Annotated in this window: 21 protein-coding genes; 11 read left to right on the top strand and 10 right to left on the bottom strand. The window is 34.0% G+C overall.

Annotated elements, in window-relative coordinates:
• Positions 1–11: 11 nt before the first annotated feature.
• The 3 genes from rfbA to DPQ89_RS15115 are packed head-to-tail and all read left to right on the top strand — an operon-like array spanning position 12 to position 3306.
• On the top strand, positions 12–875 hold the full coding sequence (gene rfbA / locus DPQ89_RS15125; protein ID WP_127717874.1) for a glucose-1-phosphate thymidylyltransferase RfbA: 864 nt from the start codon (positions 12–14) through the stop codon (positions 873–875).
• Positions 876–878: 3 nt separating this feature from the next.
• On the top strand, positions 879–1886 hold the full coding sequence (rfbB, locus tag DPQ89_RS15120; protein ID WP_127717873.1) for a dTDP-glucose 4,6-dehydratase: 1008 nt from the start codon (positions 879–881) through the stop codon (positions 1884–1886).
• The gene (locus tag DPQ89_RS15115; protein WP_127717872.1) at positions 1873–3306 is read left to right on the top strand and encodes a hypothetical protein; all 1434 of its coding nucleotides are present in this window, start codon (positions 1873–1875) and stop codon (positions 3304–3306) included. The genes rfbB and DPQ89_RS15115 overlap by 14 nt, the downstream gene beginning before the upstream one ends.
• Here the strand turns inward: DPQ89_RS15115 and DPQ89_RS15110 are convergent, their stop codons facing one another.
• On the bottom strand, positions 3307–4161 hold the full coding sequence (locus tag DPQ89_RS15110) for a class I SAM-dependent methyltransferase (protein ID WP_127717871.1): 855 nt from the start codon (positions 4159–4161) through the stop codon (positions 3307–3309).
• A gap of 107 nt (positions 4162–4268) precedes the next feature.
• Here DPQ89_RS15110 and DPQ89_RS15105 point away from each other — a divergent pair, with 107 nt between their 5' ends.
• Genes DPQ89_RS15105 through DPQ89_RS15090 form a run of 4 tightly spaced genes read left to right on the top strand, consistent with a single transcriptional unit; the run spans position 4269 to position 7404 of the window.
• Positions 4269–5201 (top strand): glycosyltransferase family 2 protein, encoded by a 933-nt coding sequence (locus DPQ89_RS15105; RefSeq protein ID WP_127717870.1) that lies wholly within the window; start codon positions 4269–4271, stop codon positions 5199–5201.
• The gene (locus tag DPQ89_RS15100; protein ID WP_127717869.1) at positions 5194–5946 is read left to right on the top strand and encodes a bifunctional 2-polyprenyl-6-hydroxyphenol methylase/3-demethylubiquinol 3-O-methyltransferase UbiG; all 753 of its coding nucleotides are present in this window, start codon (positions 5194–5196) and stop codon (positions 5944–5946) included. Before DPQ89_RS15105 ends, DPQ89_RS15100 begins: the two co-directional genes overlap by 8 nt.
• Positions 5947–5950: 4 nt before the next feature.
• Positions 5951–6322: an FdtA/QdtA family cupin domain-containing protein gene (locus DPQ89_RS15095; RefSeq protein WP_127717868.1), complete on the top strand. Its 372-nt coding sequence runs from the start codon at positions 5951–5953 to the stop codon at positions 6320–6322.
• Positions 6322–7404, top strand: coding sequence for a DegT/DnrJ/EryC1/StrS aminotransferase family protein (locus DPQ89_RS15090; protein ID WP_127717867.1), 1083 nt, complete (start codon positions 6322–6324; stop codon positions 7402–7404). The genes DPQ89_RS15095 and DPQ89_RS15090 overlap by 1 nt, the downstream gene beginning before the upstream one ends.
• A 16-nt stretch (positions 7405–7420) precedes the next feature.
• On the opposite strand, the gene DPQ89_RS15085 is transcribed toward DPQ89_RS15090, so the two are convergent.
• From DPQ89_RS15085 to rfbH, 6 genes are read right to left on the bottom strand one after another with little or no spacing between them, the layout of a single operon-like run.
• Complete coding sequence (locus DPQ89_RS15085; protein ID WP_164848458.1) at positions 7421–8269, bottom strand: NAD(P)-dependent oxidoreductase; 849 nt, start codon at positions 8267–8269, stop codon at positions 7421–7423.
• Positions 8250–9365, bottom strand: a complete 1116-nt coding sequence (rfbG, locus tag DPQ89_RS15080; RefSeq protein WP_164848457.1) for a CDP-glucose 4,6-dehydratase — start codon at positions 9363–9365, stop codon at positions 8250–8252. Before rfbG ends, DPQ89_RS15085 begins: the two co-directional genes overlap by 20 nt.
• Positions 9350–10123 carry a glucose-1-phosphate cytidylyltransferase gene (rfbF, locus tag DPQ89_RS15075; RefSeq protein ID WP_127717864.1) on the bottom strand — a complete coding sequence of 258 codons (774 nt, stop codon included), beginning with the start codon at positions 10121–10123 and terminating at the stop codon, positions 9350–9352. The genes rfbG and rfbF overlap by 16 nt, the downstream gene beginning before the upstream one ends.
• Positions 10124–10138: 15 nt before the next feature.
• On the bottom strand, positions 10139–11158 hold the full coding sequence (locus DPQ89_RS15070; protein WP_127717863.1) for a GDP-mannose 4,6-dehydratase: 1020 nt from the start codon (positions 11156–11158) through the stop codon (positions 10139–10141).
• Positions 11159–12592 (bottom strand): glycosyltransferase family 39 protein, encoded by a 1434-nt coding sequence (locus DPQ89_RS15065; protein ID WP_127717862.1) that lies wholly within the window; start codon positions 12590–12592, stop codon positions 11159–11161.
• A gap of 3 nt (positions 12593–12595) precedes the next feature.
• Positions 12596–13885 (bottom strand): lipopolysaccharide biosynthesis protein RfbH, encoded by a 1290-nt coding sequence (gene rfbH / locus DPQ89_RS15060; RefSeq protein ID WP_127717861.1) that lies wholly within the window; start codon positions 13883–13885, stop codon positions 12596–12598.
• 95 nt (positions 13886–13980) lie between these two features.
• On the opposite strand from rfbH, the gene DPQ89_RS15055 reads away from it, so the two are divergent.
• Positions 13981–14691 (top strand): glycosyltransferase, encoded by a 711-nt coding sequence (locus tag DPQ89_RS15055; protein WP_127717860.1) that lies wholly within the window; start codon positions 13981–13983, stop codon positions 14689–14691.
• Positions 14688–15704, top strand: coding sequence for a glycosyltransferase family 4 protein (locus DPQ89_RS15050; RefSeq protein WP_127717859.1), 1017 nt, complete (start codon positions 14688–14690; stop codon positions 15702–15704). The genes DPQ89_RS15055 and DPQ89_RS15050 overlap by 4 nt, the downstream gene beginning before the upstream one ends.
• Here DPQ89_RS15050 and DPQ89_RS15045 read toward each other — a convergent pair.
• Positions 15698–16690, bottom strand: a complete 993-nt coding sequence (locus DPQ89_RS15045; protein WP_164848455.1) for a glycosyltransferase family 2 protein — start codon at positions 16688–16690, stop codon at positions 15698–15700. The two genes, DPQ89_RS15050 and DPQ89_RS15045, sit on opposite strands and share 7 nt — an antisense overlap.
• Entirely contained in the window at positions 16687–17997 is a 1311-nt protein-coding gene (locus tag DPQ89_RS15040) for a flippase (protein ID WP_127717857.1), read from the bottom strand. The genes DPQ89_RS15045 and DPQ89_RS15040 overlap by 4 nt, the downstream gene beginning before the upstream one ends.
• Before the next feature lie 138 nt (positions 17998–18135).
• Between DPQ89_RS15040 and DPQ89_RS15035 the strand changes: the two genes are divergently transcribed.
• Positions 18136–19311, top strand: a complete 1176-nt coding sequence (locus tag DPQ89_RS15035; protein ID WP_127717856.1) for a glycosyltransferase family 4 protein — start codon at positions 18136–18138, stop codon at positions 19309–19311.
• Positions 19308–20693, top strand: coding sequence for a hypothetical protein (locus DPQ89_RS15030; RefSeq protein ID WP_127717855.1), 1386 nt, complete (start codon positions 19308–19310; stop codon positions 20691–20693). Before DPQ89_RS15035 ends, DPQ89_RS15030 begins: the two co-directional genes overlap by 4 nt.
• Here DPQ89_RS15030 and asnB read toward each other — a convergent pair.
• Positions 20661–22487 carry an asparagine synthase (glutamine-hydrolyzing) gene (asnB, locus tag DPQ89_RS15025; RefSeq protein ID WP_127717854.1) on the bottom strand — a complete coding sequence of 609 codons (1827 nt, stop codon included), beginning with the start codon at positions 22485–22487 and terminating at the stop codon, positions 20661–20663. The genes DPQ89_RS15030 and asnB overlap by 33 nt on opposite strands.
• Position 22488 lies beyond the last annotated feature (1 nt).

The raw sequence follows: 22488 nt of genomic DNA, 5'->3' as shown, positions 1-22488 counted from the left end.
TAGAGGAAAAAATGAAAGGAATCATCTTAGCTGGTGGTGCAGGGACTAGATTGAACCCAGCAACACTATCAATTTCAAAGCAAATCATTCCAATCTACGATAAACCGATGATCTACTATCCTTTATCAATTTTAATGCTGTCTAATATAAAAGAAGTTCTTATTATATCAACTCCAAGAGATCTTCCCGCTTTCCAAAAGCTACTAGGAGATGGATCAAATTTAGGTATTTCAATCGAATACGCAGAACAACCAAGTCCTGATGGTCTGGCCCAAGCCTTCATCATTGGTGAAAGTTTTATCGGAGACGACTCTGTTTGCTTAGTTCTTGGAGATAATATTTTCTATGGAGAAGGCCTTTCAAAACAGCTAGAGCAAAGTGCTAAACTAAAAGATGGTGCTCTGGTATTTGGGTATAATGTGAAAGACCCAAAGAGGTATGGAGTTGCTGAATTTGATAGTAATCACAAAGTTTTATCCATTGAAGAGAAGCCAAAAGAGCCAAAATCTAATTATGCTGTAACTGGTCTCTATTATTACGATAATGATGTCATTGAAATTGCAAAAACTATTGAACCATCTCAACGAGGTGAGTTAGAAATAACCAGTGTTAATCAAGAGTATCTCAAAAGAGAAAAGCTTAAACTAGAAGTTCTTGGAAGAGGTATTGCTTGGTTTGATAATGGTACACACGACTCTTTATTAGAAGCTTCAAACTTCATTCACACTATTGAAAAGAGGCAGGGCTTAAAAATCGCTTGTCTTGAAGAAATTTCCTATAACAAGGGATGGATAGGAAAAGAATTAGTTGAACACGCAGCAAAAAAAATGCGTAACACTGACTATGGTAAACACTTAACAAATTTAATTAGGTAAATGATGAAGAATATTTTAATTACCGGTGGAGCAGGTTTTATTGGCTCTAACTTTATTATACAATTCATGAATGAGTATCCTGAATATAATATCATTAATTTTGACAAGCTCACTTATGCAGGAAATTTAGATAACTTGAATGAAATTACGAATAAAGAAAACTATCATTTCGTTGAAGGTGACATTTGCGAGCGTAACTCTCTAGAAGATATTTTTTCCAAGTACGATATTACAGATATTATTCACTTTGCTGCCGAATCTCATGTTGATAACTCAATAGAGGGCCCAGAGTGTTTTATAAATACCAACATTCAAGGGACATTTAATCTACTTGATGTTGCTAGAAAGAAATGGATGAACGCTCCTTTTTCATATAGAAAAGAATACGAAAAGTCTAAATTTCATCATATCAGCACTGATGAGGTCTACGGCGCCCTAGGAGAAACAGGCCTTTTTAGTGAAACGACTCCCTATGCCCCTAACTCACCATATTCAGCTTCTAAGGCATCTTCAGATATGATAGCAAGGAGCTATTTTCATACTTATGGACTAAGTGTAGTGACTACAAATTGTTCTAATAACTACGGTCCACGACAACACAACGAAAAGCTCATTCCCACAATTATTAGAAAGGCAATTGCCCTAGAGCCTATTCCTATTTATGGAGACGGAAAGAATATAAGAGATTGGCTATACGTAGATGATCATTGTCATGCGATTGCTGAGGTTTTTCATAAAGGAAGGCTTGGTGAAACATATTGCGTAGGCGGAGAATGTGAAAGAACAAATTTAGAAGTGGTTTCTGAAATTTGCAATATCTTACAAGAACTCAAACCATCAGAAACAAAGTATGAGGACCTAATAACTTTTGTTAAAGATAGACCTGGTCATGATCAACGATATGCAATTGATATCACAAAAATTAAAACAGAACTAAAATGGACCCCTAAAGAAAACTTTAATTCAGGACTTATTAAAACCTTAAAATGGTATTTAAATGCTACAGAATAAAAAAATATTTCTTACGTATCTTTCTGCGGCCCTGATTCTGTTTTGTTTTTTCACTCTACCAGTTATTTATAAACTAGCTGCGTATTGTTATCATAATTACGATACTGGTATCTATGCTCAAATAATTAACGAATCGAGTCTATTTAATCCTAATCCATACTTATCCACAATGGACATTTATAAGCTACAGGATCATTTTCATATCTTCTTAGGTCTGATTTCTAGCTTTTCTATATTCTTTAGCTCGGCTGCAAAGCTAGGGATTTACCTTGATTATCTCTTTCCTGTTTTATCATTTCTTCCCGTATGGTATTTATTTCATAAAAAAACAGAATTTGGCTCTAAAAATCAAATACTCATTTTCTCTATTTTTTACTTACTAATGAATAAAGGTGTGACCTCTGCCATACACTATCCTATTCATCAAGACCTATGGGCGACATTTCCCATTCTACTTTTTGGAATGTTCTTTTTCCTAGGTAATTATTGGGGAACTCTTCTATCGGCTATCTTTTTAATTCTATTTAAAGAAGTCTTTCAATTCGCGATAGTGATGGTTGGCGTACTTCTATGTTATAGAAAGAACTATAAGCTAGGTATTCCCTTAATTCTAATTTGCGTAAGTTGGGTACTGGTTGTCTGGGGAATTCGACCTCATTTAGTTGGAAACTACACTTTACCCAAAGGTCATGACTTCATAGGAAAACTCTTACTTGAGCCTCATAAACTGATACTTCAATACTCCGGCAGATGGGATCTTATTAGAAGATTCATCGAATTTCATGTACCTTTTATTCCAATTATCTATCTTTCGATAAAACAAAAAGTGAAGTTTAACTGGGAAATTGCTCCCATAATAATTGCCCCATTTCTTTTAAACTTTATTCCGATGATGTGGAGACATCACTATGGAGCTCCATATAGCGCATTTCTTTTTTTAATTCTTCTGCCACTTAACAAGAACTTTATTTTTCCTAAAAAAGCACTGGCCCTATCTATTATTCTCATTTTTGCTCTTAATGGTGGCTATATCTCTAAAGGAATAAAAAGAGTGACTAGAAGTGACCAGACTAAACTCTGTCCTGCTATTACGGAAAGAATAAGCTCATTAAACTTTGCAACTAATTACTTAGTCGAACACCCTGACGGCAAAGCACTTGTACAGGCACATATCATTCCAAACCTAGCGATTAGAAAAGATATCTACCAAGTCGGTCTGCCTTCATTTCCAGGAAATAATATAGGTCCATTCAAATATGTACTTGTTGAAAAACCTGATAAGTTTGGTGATAAGTACCCTATGCCTGAAGGAACAATTCCACGACTAATCGAAACATGGAAGAAAAGTCCAAATATCGATATTATTCAAGATAATGATTGGATTTTCTTCGCTAAAGGAAGCTTTACTTCCTTCGATTAATTACTTCTTACGGCCTTCAAAAATAAAACAAGAATTTATATGATGAGCTGTAGGAAATTTGGTCATAAATATATCGAGGTATTTAAATGGCCAAGTCAAAAGCATTATTAAAAGATAATTTAAGTTAAATAGATTCTTAGAACCAAATGAAAAAAGCGTTGCAAACCATTCCTGAAAAACCCAGAGCAAAGCAGAGCTTGGCCCCCCTTCTGAGTATAACTTAGTCATTTCGAACTTCTTAAACAAGACCTTTACGCCTTCTCTAGTCCATCTAGTGTAATCGTATGGAGACGCATGAAAGCCACAAATAAATGGAACAGAAGCGAATAATCTCCCTCCTGGCTTTAAAACTCGAAACATTTCATCAACAACTAAATCGGCATTAGGAACATGCTCTAGAACAGAGTTTATAATTATGCCATCAACAGAATTGTCGCAAAAAGGTAATTTCTCAAGAGACGAAACAATATCGACATTATCGTATGCAATTAAATCAACATTGAGAACATTATCACCAATTGAGAAATTTCCACTTCCAAGGTTTAAAAGAACTCGCCCTGATGAGTTATTATTACTTATAAATCTAGACAGATCATTTTTAAAATAAAGAGGACTAACAGTATCCTTTAAGAAGCCATATAACTTAGGGTACTTCTTGAATATTGTCTTAATTTTATCAAGAGAGTCATATGTTGGAGATTCATCATAATTTACGAAATAATACTTACCATCTTTTTTTAAGTAGCTCTCAGAGCACTTACTACAGTTCAAACTTTCCTCGCCTATAACTAGCTCAGAAGAAGGACAAACTGGACAACAAAGCCTTAATTCATTAGTTAATTCTAGATTTTTCATATTAAAAATTTATCACCGATAAATCGTTTGAGCCACAAATAATGATATTTTCATTTTCATTAAAATAAGCATCTGATAGTATTTTAAAGTTAAGCAAAGGTTAAAATATGAGAAAACTGTCCATAGTAATTCCGGTCTATAATGGAGAATCTTCGATTCATAAACTTGTTGACCAACTATTTGAACATTTAGAATCTACTTATGACTTAGATATCGTACTTGTAAACGACTTTTCGCCTGACAATTCTTGGGAAGTGTTAAAAGAGCTTCATAATAAATATCCACAAAATATACAGGCCATTAACCTTTCGAGAAATTTTGGTGAGCATAATGCAGTAATGGCGGGCTATTTTCATGCCAAAGGTGAAATCATTGTAAATATTGACGATGACCTCCAAAATCCCCCTTCCGAAATACATAAACTTGTAAGTAAAATCGACCAAGGTCATGAGGTTGTCTATACTTCGTACAAACAGAAAAAACATCATTATTTCAGAAACTTAGGAAGTAAATTTACAAATGCTATGGCAACATTGATGCTTAAGAAGCCTAAAGATCTCTACCTTTCTAGCTTCAGAGCGATAACAGCACAATTAAAAAATGAAATAATAAAATACAAGGGACCATATCCCTATATAGACGGTCTCATTCTTAGAAACACTGCAAGAATAGGTGTTCAAGAAGTAATTCACCACACCAGAGAATCTGGAGAATCTAACTATACACTCGTAAAGCTACTTAGGCTTTGGAGCTATATGTTTTTAAACTTTTCTGTATATCCATTAAGAGTAGCAAGTCTATTTGGAACGGCTTTTGCTTTACTAGGATTTACTGGAGCAATATTTGTCATAATAGAAAAGATTTTTTATCCGGAAACTCAAATCGGTTGGAGTTCTTTAATTATAAGCATAACACTTTTTTCGGGTATTCAACTCATTATACTCGGGCTTCTTGGAGAATATATCGGAAGAGTTTTTCTAACGCAAAATCAAATTCCACAATATACGATTTATGAAAAGCTAGGCAACCATAGTGATTAACTCTCCACTAGAATACGAAAAGATGGCCAATGTTGAAAAATCTCTTTGGTGGTATAGAAATTTACATGAACTAGTAAATGAGAGAATTGAAAATCACTTTCAATCAAAGAGTCTCAATATTATTGATGCAGGTTGTGGCACAGGTGGACTCTCAATATTTCTAAAAGACAAAGGCTATGAAAATATTCAAGGATTTGATCTAAGTAAAGATGCTATTGCTCACTGTAAAAAAATGAATTTAGACTGCTTCGAAGAAGATTTAAGAAATATTCACCTTCATTACAAGAGCAATAGTGCGGATGTTATTATTTCAAACGATGTACTCTACTTTTTTAGTGAGAAAGAAAATATCGATATCTTAAACAAAATCTATAAGATTTTAAAACCCGGAGGAATTTTTATTGCAAATCTTCCTGCTCTCGATTGTTTTAAAGGATCACATGATATCCTTGTAGGAAATCAGAATAACAGATTTTCAAAAGATAAGGTTTACTCCATTTTAGATCAGAGTAGTTTTTCAAAAGTTGATTTTAAATATTGGCCATTTCTCCTCTCGCCACTTATATATATTATAAGACTAAAGCAAAGAATCGAGCTAAAGTTACGTCCAGATAAACCTTTAAATTCAGATATTGATTTACCAACTAACTTTATTAATAACCTCTTATATCGAATAGTAAAACTAGAAAGATTACTAGGTTTAAGCTTCTTTGGCAGCTCACTACTAACCATTTTTAAAAAGTAAACTTATGGCCCATTATCTTGAAATTCAAAATATAAATGATACACGTGGAAATCTAAGTATTATTGAAGATCAACTTGGATTTTCAATTGCTAGAGTTTTCTATATTCATCAAGTTCCAAAAGAAGCAGTTAGGGGCGAGCATGCTCACAAGAAAACCCAAATGGCCCTTATTAGTGTTTCTGGAGATTGTGAGATTGAGGTACATAAAAAAGGTAACGAGATCACTAACTTCAAATTAGATTGTCCGACTAAGTGCTTATATATTGATCCTTCAGACTGGCATCTAATGAAAAACTTTAGCTCAGATTGTGTACTTCTTGTTCTCGCTAGTGAAAAATATGACAAAGAAGACTATATTTTTGAAAGGCCAATATAATGATTCCATATGAAAATCTAAAACTATCTAATCAAGAGTTTTTTAATGAATACAAAGTACAATTTGAAGAATTTATCTCTTCCGGTCAATACATACTAGGCACTAAAGTCGAAAAATTTGAAGAAGAATTTGCAAAGTATAATGGTAATAGTCACTGTGTTGGTGTTGCCTCTGGGCTTGATGCTCTAACTCTTTCTCTAATGGCTCTAGAACTTGAAGAAGGTTCAGAAGTTTTAGTTCCATCAAATACATATATCGCAACCATTCTTTCTATCAGAAATCAAAATTTAGTCCCTGTTCTCATTGAACCAGACTTAAGTACTTATCAAATTGATCCAACAAAGATAGAAGAACGAATTACAAAAAAAACAAAGGCAATCATTATAGTTCACTTATATGGACACGCTTGTGATATGAATCCAATTCTGTCCTTATGTAAAAAGTATGACTTAAAGTTAATTGAAGATACTGCTCAGGCCCATGGAACAAAATATAATAATCAAAAGGCCGGAAGCTTTGGAGATATGGGGGCATTTAGTTTTTATCCAACGAAGAACCTTGGAGCTCTAGGTGATGCGGGAGCAATAACTCTAAATAATATAAACTATTGCAATAAGATAAAGGCCCTTAGAAACTATGGAAGTCACAAGAAGTACTATAATGATTTTACAGGTGTCAATTCAAGACTAGATCCACTTCAGGCCATATTCTTATCAATAAAACTTAAAAAGCTAGATCAAATCATAGATCACAAAAGAAATCTCGCCACTATTTACAATAAAAATCTCAATAGCGACTTCATAAGACTTGAAGAGGATCCTAAGTATCATCATTCTTACCATATCTACCCTATCCGTCATGAAAAACGTGATCAACTTAAAGAGTACCTGGAGAAGAATGGAGTTAAGACCGAAATCCACTACCCTCTTGCTCCGCATAGACAGAAGTGCATGCAGGGAATTTTAGAAGGGGAATATCCTATCGCTGACAAAATTCACAGTACTATTTTATCTCTACCAATATCGTACTGTCATACAGAGACAGATATAGAAGAAGTCGTAAAAATTATTAATAAGTTTTAAAAAATATGTATTATATTTATTTTAAACTTTGGATAACTTCTCGAATACCTTCTTCAAAAGAGTATTCACATTGCCAACCTAGTTTTGAAAGTTTAGAGATGTCTGCAACAGAGTATAAAACTTCATTCTCTCTATAAGCAACCTCTCCCCAGGCCAGTAAAGTTTGAGAGTCAGGAACTAGACTTTTTATAATCTCAATAGACTCTTTCAGGCTTCTAGACTTCCCACTTCCAATAGGAAAACTTCCTGTAGCACCAGATTTAAGTAAAATATTTACTGCAGCTAAAAGATCTTTATAAAATATAAAGTCTCTTACCTGCTCACCTTTTGTCAGAGGAATTTTTTCGACATTTTTTGCTATCGAATTAATCAGATAACCAATGAATTGACCATCCATTGGTCCATAGAAATGCTCAAGCTCTAGATTCAAAAGTTCTAAAGAATCAAACTCTAATTCCAATGCTTTTATAAACTCAAATTTCGATCTGGTATATGTATTCAATGAAGGATCAAGACTAGTACTAAAGTTTACAACCTTAGGCATAGAAGACATTGCTCTCAAAAGACTCAAAGGCAACTCTATATTTACACTATTGATCTGCTCATCAGTCTCACCATTTCGACCATAGCAAGTAGCAAGATGAAAGAGGTAGTCATACTTCTCTTTAGAGATTTTAGAAGAAGTAAGCTCATCTATATCGATAAATGAAATAGAATTTAACACACTATTTAGCCTATCTGTAGAAGACTCTACTCTCTTAACGACAGTAACCTGTACGCCTTGATCAACAAGCATCTTTACAAGATGACTACCTAGAAACCCTGTTCCTCCTGTCACTAATGCTCTAAGATTTTGTCCAGGCAAGGGCCTTCTCCTTAGCATCACTTATATATTTATTTAAGTCACTCACAGTAAGAACACTACCTTCTTCATAGTAAGACTTATACCAAAGTATAGTATACTTTAGAGCTTCATCCACATTCCAAACTGGAGTCCAACCTAAATTACGATACGCCTTAGTACAGTCAAGCTTCAATAGGCCTGCTTCGTGTAATACAACATCTGGTCTTTCAATCTTATAGTCGATCTTATCCCAATACTTCTTCAGCGTTATTAGAACTTCTTCTACATTTACATCTTCTGTAACAGAAGGACCAAAGTTATACGCCTGAGCAAATTTAACTTCTTTTTCTATCAACTTTTGACCAATCATTAAATATCCAGACAAAGGCTCTAGGACATGTTGCCAAGGTCTTGTTGAATAAGGGCTTCTAATAGATACTGGGTTTCCAGATATCGAAGCTTTTACAATATCAGGAATGAGGCGGTCTTCTGCCCAATCACCTCCACCAATAACATTCCCAGCTCTTACAGTTGCCATTAGTACGTTATGATCTTTACCATACTTATCTAAATTAAAATAAGAGTGTCTATATGAGTTAGTCATGATCTCCATAGCGGCCTTTGAAGCCGAGTAAGGATCTTTTCCACCTAGGCGATCATTTTCTCTATAACCCCAGTCCCATTCATGATTTTCATAAACCTTATCAGTTGTTATTGTAACGATAGTTTTTACAGATGGAGTCTTTCTACAGGCCTCATAAACTCTCAAAGAGCCCATAACATTTGTCTCAAAGGTTTCATCTGGCTCTCTGTAGGATAAGCGCACTAAAGGTTGCGCAGCCATATGAAAAACAACCTCTGGATTAAAGTCCTTAAAAGTCTCGTCTAATTTTTCTTGATCTCGAATATCTGCAATGACCGATTTAATTTTTAAATCAATCTTATCAATATGAGCAGGATTACTAGGTGCTGGTGTTGAGTAACCACAAACCTCTGCTCCCATTTGAGAGAGCCAAAAACAAATCCAAGATCCCTTAAATCCAGTATGTCCAGTAACTAAGACTTTTTTACCTTTATAAGCTCCAGAAAAAAGATTTAAGTCTACCAAGTTTTCCATTTTGCCTCTCCACTTTCCCACATACTTGTAAGCGACTGCTTATCAGCGAGAGTGTCCATACACTTCCAGAATCCTTTATGTTTATAACTATTAACTTGTCCTGAGCTCGCTAGTTTCTCTAATGGAGCTCTTTCAAAAATAGTTCTATCTCCGTCTTTAATTTCATCAAATACTGAAGGTTCACATACGAAGAAGCCACCATTAATCCAACCCACTTCACCTTGTGGTTTTTCTTTAAATGCTGTCAGCTGATCTTTTGAATCAAACTCGAGTGCACCAAAACGACCGTCTGGTTGCACAGCAGTCATTGTACATGCTCTTCCAGAAGATTTATGACTTTCTACAAGTGACTTAACATCAACATCAGAAACACCATCACCGTATGTCAGCATGAATGGTTCATTACCTACGATATCTTGAGCTCTCTTAATTCTTCCACCTGTTAAAGTTCCATCTCCCGTATCTAAACAAGTTACTTTCCAATTTTCTACATCAGAATTTATTACTTCCATTGAATTGTTAGCAAGGTCAAATGTTACAGAACTTTGTCTAACGAAGTAATTTGCAAAATACTCTTTAATACAGTGACCTTTATAACCACACAAGATTACAAATTCATTATAACCGTAACTAGAGTAATGCTTCATTATGTGCCAAAGAATTGGTTTTTCTCCAATCTCTACCATTGGCTTAGGTCTAATTCCCGTTTCTTCACTGATTCTGGTACCGTAACCGCCTGCTAAAATTAAAACTTTCATATTTTCTCCTAATTATTAAATTGTTTTTACCCACTCGATCATTCTATGTAGACCTTCCGCAGTTTTAACTTTAGGCTCCCATCCAAAGAACTCTTTTGCTTTAGAGATATCTGCAACGAACATTTTTTGATCACTTTCTCTTGGAGAAAGTTGTGTATAATTTAGTTTTATATTTAATTCTTTTTCTAAATGGCTAAATAGCTCGAGAATAGATAAGCTATTTTCCATACCGCCTCCAATATTAAATGATTGGCCTCTCGTCTTATCAATGTGCTCAACAGCTGCCCAGTAACACTTTACAATATCCTCAGAAAACAGCACATCTCTTACTTGTTTTCCATTCCCTTGGATTGTAAAAGCTTCACTCAAATTTCCTCTTTGCGTTTCAATAGCTCTAGAAACAAACCATCCAATCCAGCCTTGGTCAAAGGTAGAAAACTGTCTTCCTCCAAAAATTGAAGAGTGTCTAAATACAACAGTCTTTAATCCATAGCACTTTGCCCAATCTTTCATATATTGATCTGCCGCACCTTTAGAGCAACCATATGGGGTTGTGAAGTCAAGCCCAATACTTTCAGGAAGACCATTTGGAAACTCAGGTATCGAATAACGCGAATCACTTTCATGATATTCGTAATTCTCCAAATCTCCGTAAACCTTATTAGTAGATGAATATACAATTACTGCCTCAGGACAATGTTCTTTAACGGCCTCAAGGACATTAAATGTCCCTCCAACATTAATATCATAATCAAATCGTGGTCTTTCTAGGGATGTTGTCATCGCAACTTGACCAGCGACATGAAAAATGACATCCGGTTTTTCTGTTTTTATACAAAACTGAACATCGTCCCTATTTCTAATATCATTACGATAAAACTTAAATTCTCCCAAAGTTCTCAGCCACTCTAAGTTTTTTTCAGTTCCATTTCTGTATAAATTATCAAAGATGACCAATTCGTCACCTCTGTTTAGAACTTCTTGGGCCAGATTAGACCCTAAGAAACCACATCCACCTGTAATTAAGTATTTCATTTATTTTTCCTTAACTTTTGTAACTAACCCCATAGGAAAGTTACTATAAAGCAGTAATTCATCACCACTCATTTTATACTGTTCTAAGTCTACAAATTTTACTTCATCATTTACATTACAATCTTTCAGCCTTGCCCCTAAGAAGTAGTGAACAATAAAATTTCCCCTCCACATCCCCATTGGATAACAAGCAGAAATCAATTTACCTTTAAATCTATTCTCAAATTTAGTTTCGACTTGTGACAAAAAAGTCCCAACAATCCTCTCCTTTTTCTTAAAAATGAAAGAAAAGGAAGAACTTAAAAAGAGAAGAACACACGAAAACGAAATAATGACTAAAGGAGCATTGAATTTTCTCATCTTTTTTTCAAAGGTATAACTAAGAGTGACTCCCCCCATCAGAGAAATTCCACCAAAATAAACATTTATGTACCAAGGCGCTTTAAATACAATTAAGCTAAATCCAAGGAGGTATCCAAATGTCATTAAACTTCCAACAATTATAGCAGGTCTATAATCCTTCGCCGTTTTCAAAAAAGCTACCATCAATGCAGCAAGACCTATATACGCCCAAGGAATATGTTTTTTTAAGATGAGTTTAAAGTAGAATAGAGGATCGCCTCCTACACTTTCAATTTGTCCTGCTGTTGGGTGATTAATTGTATAGAGAAGACGAATATTATAATAATTTAACCAAAATGATTCTTCCGTGATCATAAAGTGCCAAATATCAATAACTCCCATTATTAAGATAAACCCTAGTACAAATAAGAGCACAATTTTAAAAAACTGCTTATGAGTTACAGAAAAGTTTAAAGAGTTGGAAAAAGAAAAGTGACTTGTTAAATAAAATCCAAACAATACTCCCGGCGCTAAAAGACATATAGGTCCTTTCGATAAGAATGCAAGCGCACATAATAGGCCAGAAACGAAAGCGAGTTTAATATTTTTATCTTTCAAACATTTTATACCAAAGTATATCGACAAAAGAGTGAAACACATTAATGCAGTTTCTAGCATCGGGTTTCTTCCCTCCTTAATAAATTGAGGAGTTGCAATAAGTGCGAACATAGAGAATAGGCCCAATCTCTTAGAAACAAGTATCTCACCTAGCTTGAACACAGTAACTAAAGAGGTAACAGAAAGAAGGATAATAGGAATAATAACTGTGTAGCTAGTGATTCCAAGCACTCTGATGAATGTGGCCAAATACATAGGCATGAAGTGAGGATTTTCATAGAATTTCTCTCCTCCTCTCCATGTCAAAACAACCCATTCCTTAAATGGCTTATCAGCAAGTTCTCTAGCTATAGAAGAATAAACTGCACCATCAACTGACCGAAGAGTTACTCCATCAAGTTGTATTGTTAAAAGAACAATCGAAAGAAATAACAGTGACCAAAAAATTGAGTTTTCTTTTATTTTTTCAATCATTGTCTAAGAAAGCTTCTCTTTTATGATGTCTGCAATATAATCCAAGTGCTCTTCGTTAAGTCCTGGCCAACATCCAACCCAAAAAGAATTATTCATAATAAAGTCAGTATTAGGAAGATCCCCTATAATTCTTTTCTCAACGCCTACATAGAGTGGTTGTTTGACTAAGTTACCTGCAAATAATTGTCTTGTTCCAATTTTCTTTGACTCTAAGTGCTCACATAACTCTTGCTTAGAAATTCCTGCGTCTTCTTTGACCGAGATCAAAAAACCGAACCAACTTGCTTCACAGCCCTCAGTCGCTCTTGGTAGGATTAATTTATCTTCTAACCCTTTTAGTTTAGATTTTAAATAATCAAAATTTGAATTTCTCTTAGAAATAAATTTCTTTACTTTTTTAAGTTGAGATAATCCAACAGCTGCCTGCATATCAGTTACCTTTAGATTATAACCAATATGTGTGTAAGTGTACTTATGATCAAATCCCTTAGGAAGCTCTCCTAATTGACAGGCAAATCTCTTTCCACAGGTATTATCTACACCAGGAGGACACCAACAATCTCTTCCCCAGTCTCTAAAAGATTCAATTATTTTTTTAAGCTTCGGCTCAGAAGTTAAAACAGCTCCACCTTCTCCCATAGTCATATGGTGGGCCGGATAGAAAGAGACTGTTGCAATATCTCCAAAAGTCCCTGCCATCTTCCCATCAAATCTAGCTCCTAGAGCGTCACAAGTATCTTCAATTAGCCATAATCCATGCTTGTCACAAAAATCTTTTACGGCCTTAACATCAAACATATTACCTAGAGTGTGTGCCATCATCACTGCTTTAGTTTTTGGTGAAAGGGCCAACTCTAATTGTGTTAAATCAAGCTCATATGTTTCAAGCTCAACATCTACAAACACAGGAATACAACCATGCTGTACAATCGGATTAACTGTTGTTGGAAAACCTGCTGCGACAGTAATTACCTCATCGCCGGCTTTTATTTGTCTATCACCCAATTTAGGAGAAGTAAGTGCAGCAAAAGCTAAGAGGTTTGCGGACGAACCAGAATTTACGAGTAGACAAAACTTTTGTTCCATAAAGCTTGCAAACTCTTTTTCAAATTGCTTGTGATATCTTCCGGCAGTAAGCCACATATCTAAAGAAGCATCAATTAAGTTTTCCATATCATCTTCGTCCATAACTTTTCCAGAAGCTGGAATATAGGACTCGCCTGGAATCATCTTCTTCTTATCTAGTTCTGCTTTAAAAAATTCTCTCGACTTAGCAATAATCTCATCACGCATGTTGACTCTCTTTGTCATTTAAATTGTTGAATAGACATTAATCTATCAAAATATTAGTGTATATTTAACTATAATATTAAAAAAAAGAGAGATTCATGGAGCTTACCAAAGAGTTAAGTATTTGCTTACCTGCCTACCTAGAAGAAGAGAATTTAAGACTTCTTCTTCCTAGAATTAATAAGGTTTGCTCAGAGTTAACTTCTGCCTATGAAGTCATCGTTATAGATACTGAAGAAGTTATGGATGGAACCCCTCAAGCTTGTTCGGAAAATAGCGCGGTCTACGTCAACCGAACAGGTGGTAATACTTATGGAGCTGCCATAAGAACAGGAATTAACAACGCATCTGGTAAAAGTATCGTTTTTATGGATGCTGACGGCTCACATCATCCTGAGTTTATAAAGAGTCTATATTCTCAAAAAGATTCTTCTGACGTTATTATTGCTTCACGGTATATGAAAGGGGGGCACACAGAAAATAGCCCTATATTGATACTAATGAGCAAAATTGTGAACTGGGGATTTGCTTTTGTTCTAAATATCAAATGCAAGGATGTTTCGAATAGTTTTAGACTGTACGATGGGCAAAAACTCAAATCATTAACTTTAAAATGTGAAAATTTTGATATCGTAGAAGAGATTCTTTACAAGCTAATCAGAATCTACAAAGGTCTCTCTATTAAAGAAATTCCTTTTAGCTTTAAGCAAAGAATGTTTGGAGAAACAAAGAGAAATTTAGGCAAATTTATCATCACTTATATTTTTACGTTATTTAAACTTCGCTTTATGTCTATAAAAGAAAAATGAAAAAAGTCCTATTGATCACACTTAGATCTGATCACGGAGGAGGTCCTAAGCATGTCCTAGATATTGCTAGTAGACTTCCCACTAAATCACTTTTCATTGCTTCTCCAGTTAGTGCTCCTTATGGCGAAAAATTTAGATCTAGATCTAGTGAGCATTTCTCTCTACCCCATAGAAAGTTTTCAATTTTAAGTTTCATTCGCCTTCTTTACTTTGTCCGTAGCAATAATATTGACATTGTTCACTCTCATGGAAGAGGAGCAGGTCTTTACTCACGTCTTCTATCTCTATTTAGCGTCGAATGCATTCATACCTACCACGGTATACATATTAAAGACGGCATTTTCTCGAAGATTTCAAACTTTATTGATAAGTCCCTTACAAAACTTACTCACAAATTGATTTTCGTTTCAGATTCAGAAAAATCTAATGCTCAAAAAATTGGTCTTGCTCCAGAGAATATATCTTTTGTAGTTGAAAATGGTGTGTCCTTACCTCAGCTCGAAAATGAAGAAAGTAATTGCGAAAGAAAGGTACTGGGTACTCTAACTCGCCTCGAAGAACATAAGAATAATGAATACTTGATTCGACGAATTCATGAAAATAATCAATACCATTTAAAAGTAGCTGGAGATGGCCCTCAACATAGAAAACTACTGGCCTTAGTAGAAGAACTAGGAATTGAGTCGAATGTCGAGTTCCTAGGAAATGTAGAAGATCCTTATCTATTTTTAAAAGATATTGATATATATGTCAGCTCGTCAAAAGGAGAAGGCATGCCCTACGCTGTTTTGGAAGCAATGGCTTGTAAAAAGCCTTGCTTACTATCTAGAGTTTCTGGTCATGTAGACCTTGTCGACTCTGAGCAATTATTTGAATCAAATGAAGAGTTTAATTCCAAACTAGAGAATATTAAAATTAACTACAGCAAGATACAGAATCTAAATAGAGAGAAAGTTGAAAACCACTTTAATATTGAAAAGCAAATAGCAAAAATAATTCACCTCTATCAATAGAAAATTCGGTAGATTAACCTTAAGACACTATTAGGTATATTTTTGAAAAACCACATCCGTATACGATAATGAGGGTAATTCTCAAAAGTCTTATATCCATTAAATAGTTCCAGAAAATCCTTATTAGTCTGATATTTATATGTCCACATTTTGAAAGCGAGGATTTTAGGTAATGTGAAAAACTCTCTTTCTACAATTTTTCTTAAAAGAACTTTATATTTTTCTTCAGAGAAGCTTTTTTCAACTAGATCGACATAGCCCACATCAATAAGCCGTCTTTTAACATAGCCCGAACCTGCAAAGTGATCATTTCCCTGACGATTTAACACTAAGGCCTCCGGCAAAAAGTGGAAAGAGCATCCTCTATTCATCATTCCAAATAGTTTAGAAACATGAATATAAGCTCCTCCAATAAATGAGTTGTCAACATCTACAACATCCCATTTTTCTTTATTTAAAACTATAGATGAAAGATAGCTAAACATGGATGCAATATCGCATGCTTCGTTAGAGTATTTCACATAGCTGTTTAATTCTGAAAAATCTAAACTAAACTCTTCATCGGAACGGAAGTATCTTTGTATACCTCTCTCTTCTTTTAGTTCGGGACACATATTTAATCTATTCATTAATAAGATATCGGAACATTTATCTTTTAATGAAGATATCACCTTCTCAAGAGCATTTTCACATATTTGATCATCACTTCCAAAGAGCCAACAGAACTTACCATCAGATATCTCAACTGCTTTTAAATAATTACGATCTGCTCCTAAATTTTTACTATTTTTATGGTACTTGATATAGGGATACTTCTTCTTCATTTCACTAATCATTTCTTCAGTATCGTCAGTAGAAAAATTGTCAGCAACAGCAATTTGAATATCTTTGCGATCGTTTATTTGCTTAGCGAAACACTCAATAGTATCTTTCAAATAGCTTGATCTATTATAAGTTGGTATAGATATACTTAAAAAATAGTTCACAGCGAATCCCTTCCTTTTAATAGTTTTTTAATATAAAAAATTGAATCCCACATTAAATACAGAGCTCCCCTTAATTTAACACTAAAAATTGAAACGACTACGTTAGCAAATAGATAAGAGAGAATGGAGGCTCCTACGGCCCCTTTCGCACCGAAAGAAGGTATAAGAAAGTAGTTTAAGGCAACATTAAATATTAGAGTAAGAACAACTACAACGAGCTCAAGATTTAATAAACTCTCTATAATAAAAATTTTGTTTCTCGCTATGGTTAAATATAGGAATACAACTGTCCATACATATAAAGCAAGTATTCCACCTGCTCCATCATATTGCTGCCCATAAAGTAACTCTATGACTAAGTCTGAAAATATTGTTGTACCAATGGCTAAAGAAAGAGAGAAAACTAATATGAGAGCATACAATTTCTTCACGCCATATACATAAAGCTCTTTAGAAGTAGAAAAGTTCGAGACAATTGCAGGGTATAATGAGCTAATCAGTGCCAGGGGTACAAACTGCCATAATTCAATAAGCTTTACAGCAACAGCATAGCGTCCCAATTCAATACTTCCACTAATATTCATAATCATAATCTGATCTAGCTTAGCAACTCCAACAGAGCAAAATGAGATCACAACTAGTGGAACGACCGGCTTCACCAAACCACGGAACTCGCTCTTATCAAACCTCCACTGCAAAAGGTTATGACCATTTTTACAATAAACAAAAATATAAAACACAGCATAAAGAAGGAGTTCAAGGCAGCTTACCAAGACAAAGTTCAGCCACTGAGAATTATTAAAAATTAAAACAACCTTAACAATACTCAAGATCAGCATGATTAAATTTCTAGAATAAGAAATTACTTTTATATTACTTGTAGATAAGAAATAATTGTCTATGACTTGAAATGATTTTAAAAACATACTTACGGAATATATCAGAACACCCGTCCGTATAAGTACTTCATCTTTATTTAGAATATAAATGAGACCATTTACCAGCAAAATCCCAACAAAAGATCCGATTACTTTCAAAACAAAACTACTTCCCATAACAAAATTATGATTTGATTTATTTTGAACAAGAGATCTTATTATCACCTCTTCACTGGCCATAGTAAAAATTGGAGCGAATACCAACACAAAGGAAATAACATAGGACAAATTACCAAGATCCCTAGGCCCAAGATAACGCGCAACCCAAACACTAACAGCAGTTCCAAGAAGTATTTTGAATGAATACTCCACGCCTAAAAAAGCAAAAGTCTTATTCTCGGGAGATGAAAGTAGTTTTTTAAGTTTCAATTTAAATCTCTTAACTATATATATTTAGTTTTTATACACAAAATATACTATTTACATTAGAATATTGTCTTAGTTTAAATAATACATCAAATATATTAGAAGTTCTAAACTATTAATATTTTTAAAAAGAATCATCAATTGAAAGACAAGAAACTTAAAATTTTATTTGTATCTCCAGACGGATATTACCCTGAGAATTTAAATGGGGTTAATAAGATAAACTTTAATCTTGTTAAAGAAAATAATCTCTATACCATTGATTTTCTTTCACGATTTTTCGACAGTAAACCTCCGAGTTTCACTTGTATTGAAAACCATTACTCTACTAAAAAGAGAGTAAAGCAGCGATCCAAATTAAGATCTCTACTATCTCTAACTCCGTATAATATATCCCCCATCAGTGAAATCAACGACCTCATTGAGTTTATAAACAAGAACTCTAAAAAATATGATATTATACATCTTTCGAGTGTCGCTCTAATAAATGCAATCCACCAAATTAATGAAAGTGAAAAGGTATTTTTCTCTTCAATAGATTCACTCAGCTTAATCATGCTTAGAAAGTATAAAGCTCAAAAAAGCTTATTAAAAAAGCTTCTTTATTACTACGAGTATATAAAATGTACTGTTGTTGAAAAAAACGCCTATAAAAAAATAAAAAAATGTCACTTTGTTTCTGACATCGATGCTTTATTTGCCAAAGATAAATTAGGACTTAAAAGCCCTGTTTTCATTCCAAACGGCATAGACACAAAGCAATTCTATGACTCTAAACAAAGTAGAGATAATAAGAAGCTCCTCTTTGTCGGAAATTACAACTACGCTCCCAATCAAGAAGCTGTTGATTTTATCATAAACGACCTAGGCCCTAAGTTATTTGAAAAAGATAAAGAGATCAGAATCTTCCTTGTAGGTGCTAACCCTACTCAAAAGATGCTAAACCTAGAAGGTCATCCCAATATAATTGTAACGGGCAAGGTTGAAAATCTAGATAAATATTTACAAAGTGCTCGTTTTTTTATTTCTCCTATTTTCTCAGGAGCCGGAATAAAGAATAAAGTTTTAGAGGCCATGGCCAGTGGACTAATCACGGTCAGTAGCAAACTCTCACTTGATGGCATCAATCACCCCATAAACTATGTCACTATTGATAACGAAAAGAGTACAACCGCTTGGATAGATGCGATTTGCAACTCTACAATCTATGATGATTCAGAGATGGAAAAAAATATTTCTTTATTTCACAAAGAGTATTCGTGGGACAATATTAGAGAAAGGTATTATAAAGAATATATTAAGCAGAGGGACTTATGATTTCACTTATCCAAGACCTTAAGGGATACTTTGTAAAAGGTAATAAGCAACTTCCATTGAATAAGTATACGCTTTTCTTTATGGTTTTTATCTCATTTTTACATGTATTCTCTTGCTATCACTTAGGATCTTTTAGCTATTTATTCCCCATCTGTCTTTTACTAAGATTCTTTCTTCTCATAACTAATTCTAAGAAAAATCTAACTTTTTTAGTTATGTGGATATATTTTGAACTCAGCTTCTTCGGGTATATTACTCTTTCTATATTTTTTAAAGATCTTAATTCTAACCTGGATTCTTTATACATTGGAGAACTTTGCCTTACTTCATTTTTGATTTTTCAACTCTTCTCTCTCGCCTCAACAAAGACAAAGCTTAATAACATCCCAGAGTTGAATGTAGAAAGTATATCCAAATATATAATCATTCCCTTGCTAATTTTAATCCCATTTGTATTTACTTTTATATCTTATAAACTCAATATTATTGCTATGGGCGTAGAGCGACCTGTTCTACCTTATAAGATCGAACATATTCTAAACCTCTCGAGATCAGTTGTTTTCCCATTTTTCTTTACGCTTTTCATTGGTAGAACACTCTACGGAGAAAGTAGAAGTAAAAAAAATGTTTTGATCTATTTTTGCATTTTTAATCTATGGCTTCTGTTAGAAACAGTTCTTAGAGGGAGTAAAGGGTTTATTCTTATAACGAATTTTCCTATTATTCTTCTATTAATTCATCATAATTCAGTTCGTTTTCTAAAAAAAGCCGCTATCTTTTTGATTGTTATAACTCCAATAATCTATGTAACGGGAAAGGCCATACGAAATAGCAATATTCATAAAACAACTTTTACAAAAGAGCTCAAAAGTTCCTATCACGGTATTGGAAATCAACTAGTTGAGATTTATCAGAGAAATTTTTACGATGCAGAAATTATTTACAAATTCTCTCCCTATGTAGACGGAAAAGAAAAATCCTTCTTACTTAAACGATTTCAAGAACAAAAAGGCTCTATTAACTTTCATACAAATGTTTTAGACAAGATGAAAAAACAAAAAGGTCATAGCTCTGGAACAACACTTATTGGTGATGGTTACCTCATGCTAGGAAAACTAGGAGTTATTTTGTCCGTTTTTGCACTAATCCTCTTAACTACATTTAATGATTATATAATTAGACCTTTTTTTAAAAAAGAAAGCGGAGTCTACTGCTTCTTTATTTTTTGGATTTATACCCTAACATTTTGGTCTGATGGATTTTGGAGTTACTTTATGTATCGAAGTCCGCTAACGACTATGATCTTCCCGTGCTTAGTGGTTTTCGCTATTCTATTAAACAAATATCCCTTAAAGATATTTCCCCGCAAAAGAATTTTCTAGAACATATAAATTCCATAAAAAATCTTTATTATTTTCACTTAAAGATCTATGCATATGAATTTTATCATTAATAAACTTCTTATTTAAAAGTTGTGACTCATTCTTAAATCTAAAAATTTCTTTATTTAACAACCATTTTGCCATAGGTACTCCAAAACCTTTCTTTGGTCTTTCAACTATTGACTCTGGTAACTTAGACTTTAAATAATCTCTTAATAAAAACTTAGTTCTACCTTTATTGTATTTAAAATTTCGAGGAAGTCTTTGAGAGAATTCAACTAACTCGTTGTCTAGAAAAGGAGCTCTAACTTCGAGAGAATTATACATGCTTGCCCTATCAACTTTTGTCAGTATATTACCAGGAAGGTAGCTTGAACAAAAATGATCGACTAGCTGTTCTTCTTCATTTCTACTTTCCCCGCCAGATTCATGGAAAAGGTCCTCTAACGAATAATTTTCTTCTAACAAAGTATTAATTTCACTTAGATCCAAGGACGACATCCACATCATCCCCCAAAACTTAGAGTCATACTGCAGGCCTCGTAAAAATCTTCTCACTTTAAAGTCAAAACTCATATTTGAATGCTTCACAGGCAATAGATAATCAATCGCTTTATAAATCCATTTTCTCGTAAGTTTTGGAAGTATTAAACTGCATATCTTAGCAGCTCCAAGCGCCTTGAATGGGTCATAACCAAAAAATAATTCGTCAGCGGCATCACCACCGACACACACCTTCTTAGAGGAAGAAGCAAACTCAGAAAGTAAATAGGTAGGTAGTATTGAACTATCTCCCATGGGCTCATCCATCAAAGGAATAATCTTGCTAATCAGATCTTCAACCATCTCCAGTTTTACGACTTTATGATGATGTTTGAGCCCCAGCTCATTCGCAACCAATTTAGCAAACGAACTCTCATCAAAGCTTTTTTCATCAAAGCCAATACTATAAGAATCTAACTCCTGTGAAAGCTTGGACTTAGCGATATATGCGAGAGTTGAGGAGTCAATCCCACCACTTAAAAAAAGACCAATAGGAACATCTGCCCTCAAATGCCTCTCAGTACTCGAAACTAATTTATCCTCATAAAGTCTCAAAGCTTCATTATAAGACATTGATTCTTCACTTATTTTATACGAAAAATACTTTTTAATAGATAATGAATTTTTCTCTAAATTAAGAATTCCGTACGATCCTGGTGGCAATTTAAAAATTTTTTTAAAAATAGTAGATGGTGCAGGGATACTGTTAAAGGCAAAATACTTTGCAAGTGATAATTTATCCACAACAGGATTAATTTCTTCATGCTCACAAAGAGAATGCAACTCCGAGGAAAAGACAAAGCTTTTCCCATGACTATAGAAAAATGGTTTTTGACCAAACCTATCTCTAGCAAAGAAAACTATTTTATTTTTAGAGTCGTATAAGCTAAATGCAAACATTCCATTGAGCTTATTTAGAACAGATTCTCCCCACTGAGCATAGCCCTTTAAAATAACTTCCGTGTCGCTGTGATCAGTAATAAAGTCATGACCAAGAGAAACTAGCTCATTCCTAAGTTCCAAGTAATTATAAATTTCTCCATTAAAGACAATTACATTATCACCATCCAACATTGGTTGTTGTCCAGTAGTAATATCTAAAATAGAAAGCCTAGAGTGAGCAAAGTGAATAGAATCAACTTTAGAAACATGAGTATTGATCTCATCGGGGCCACGATATCTCACTTTAGATATCATTCTATCTAAAGTCTCCTTTGAAGCACTTCCAACATATCCAGCGATTCCACACATA

The sequence above is a fragment of the Halobacteriovorax sp. HLS genome (genome assembly GCF_004006665.1).
Classification (GTDB): Bacteria; Bdellovibrionota; Bacteriovoracia; order Bacteriovoracales; family Bacteriovoracaceae; genus Halobacteriovorax.
Note: the sequence above shows the minus strand (reverse complement) of the source record. Positions and strands in the feature narration are given on the sequence as shown.

Coding starts and splice junctions, on each gene's coding strand:
- rfbA (WP_127717874.1), top strand. CDS start 12: ATGAAAGGAATCATCTTAGCTGGTGGTGCAGGGACTAGATTGAACCCA.
- rfbB (WP_127717873.1), top strand. CDS start 879: ATGAAGAATATTTTAATTACCGGTGGAGCAGGTTTTATTGGCTCTAAC.
- DPQ89_RS15115 (WP_127717872.1), top strand. CDS start 1,873: ATGCTACAGAATAAAAAAATATTTCTTACGTATCTTTCTGCGGCCCTG.
- DPQ89_RS15110 (WP_127717871.1), bottom strand. CDS start 4,161: ATGAAAAATCTAGAATTAACTAATGAATTAAGGCTTTGTTGTCCAGTT.
- DPQ89_RS15105 (WP_127717870.1), top strand. CDS start 4,269: ATGAGAAAACTGTCCATAGTAATTCCGGTCTATAATGGAGAATCTTCG.
- DPQ89_RS15095 (WP_127717868.1), top strand. CDS start 5,951: ATGGCCCATTATCTTGAAATTCAAAATATAAATGATACACGTGGAAAT.
- DPQ89_RS15090 (WP_127717867.1), top strand. CDS start 6,322: ATGATTCCATATGAAAATCTAAAACTATCTAATCAAGAGTTTTTTAAT.
- rfbG (WP_164848457.1), bottom strand. CDS start 9,365: ATGGAAAACTTGGTAGACTTAAATCTTTTTTCTGGAGCTTATAAAGGT.
- rfbF (WP_127717864.1), bottom strand. CDS start 10,123: ATGAAAGTTTTAATTTTAGCAGGCGGTTACGGTACCAGAATCAGTGAA.
- DPQ89_RS15070 (WP_127717863.1), bottom strand. CDS start 11,158: ATGAAATACTTAATTACAGGTGGATGTGGTTTCTTAGGGTCTAATCTG.
- DPQ89_RS15065 (WP_127717862.1), bottom strand. CDS start 12,592: ATGATTGAAAAAATAAAAGAAAACTCAATTTTTTGGTCACTGTTATTT.
- rfbH (WP_127717861.1), bottom strand. CDS start 13,885: ATGCGTGATGAGATTATTGCTAAGTCGAGAGAATTTTTTAAAGCAGAA.
- DPQ89_RS15055 (WP_127717860.1), top strand. CDS start 13,981: ATGGAGCTTACCAAAGAGTTAAGTATTTGCTTACCTGCCTACCTAGAA.
- DPQ89_RS15050 (WP_127717859.1), top strand. CDS start 14,688: ATGAAAAAAGTCCTATTGATCACACTTAGATCTGATCACGGAGGAGGT.
- DPQ89_RS15030 (WP_127717855.1), top strand. CDS start 19,308: ATGATTTCACTTATCCAAGACCTTAAGGGATACTTTGTAAAAGGTAAT.
- asnB (WP_127717854.1), bottom strand. CDS start 22,487: ATGTGTGGAATCGCTGGATATGTTGGAAGTGCTTCAAAGGAGACTTTA.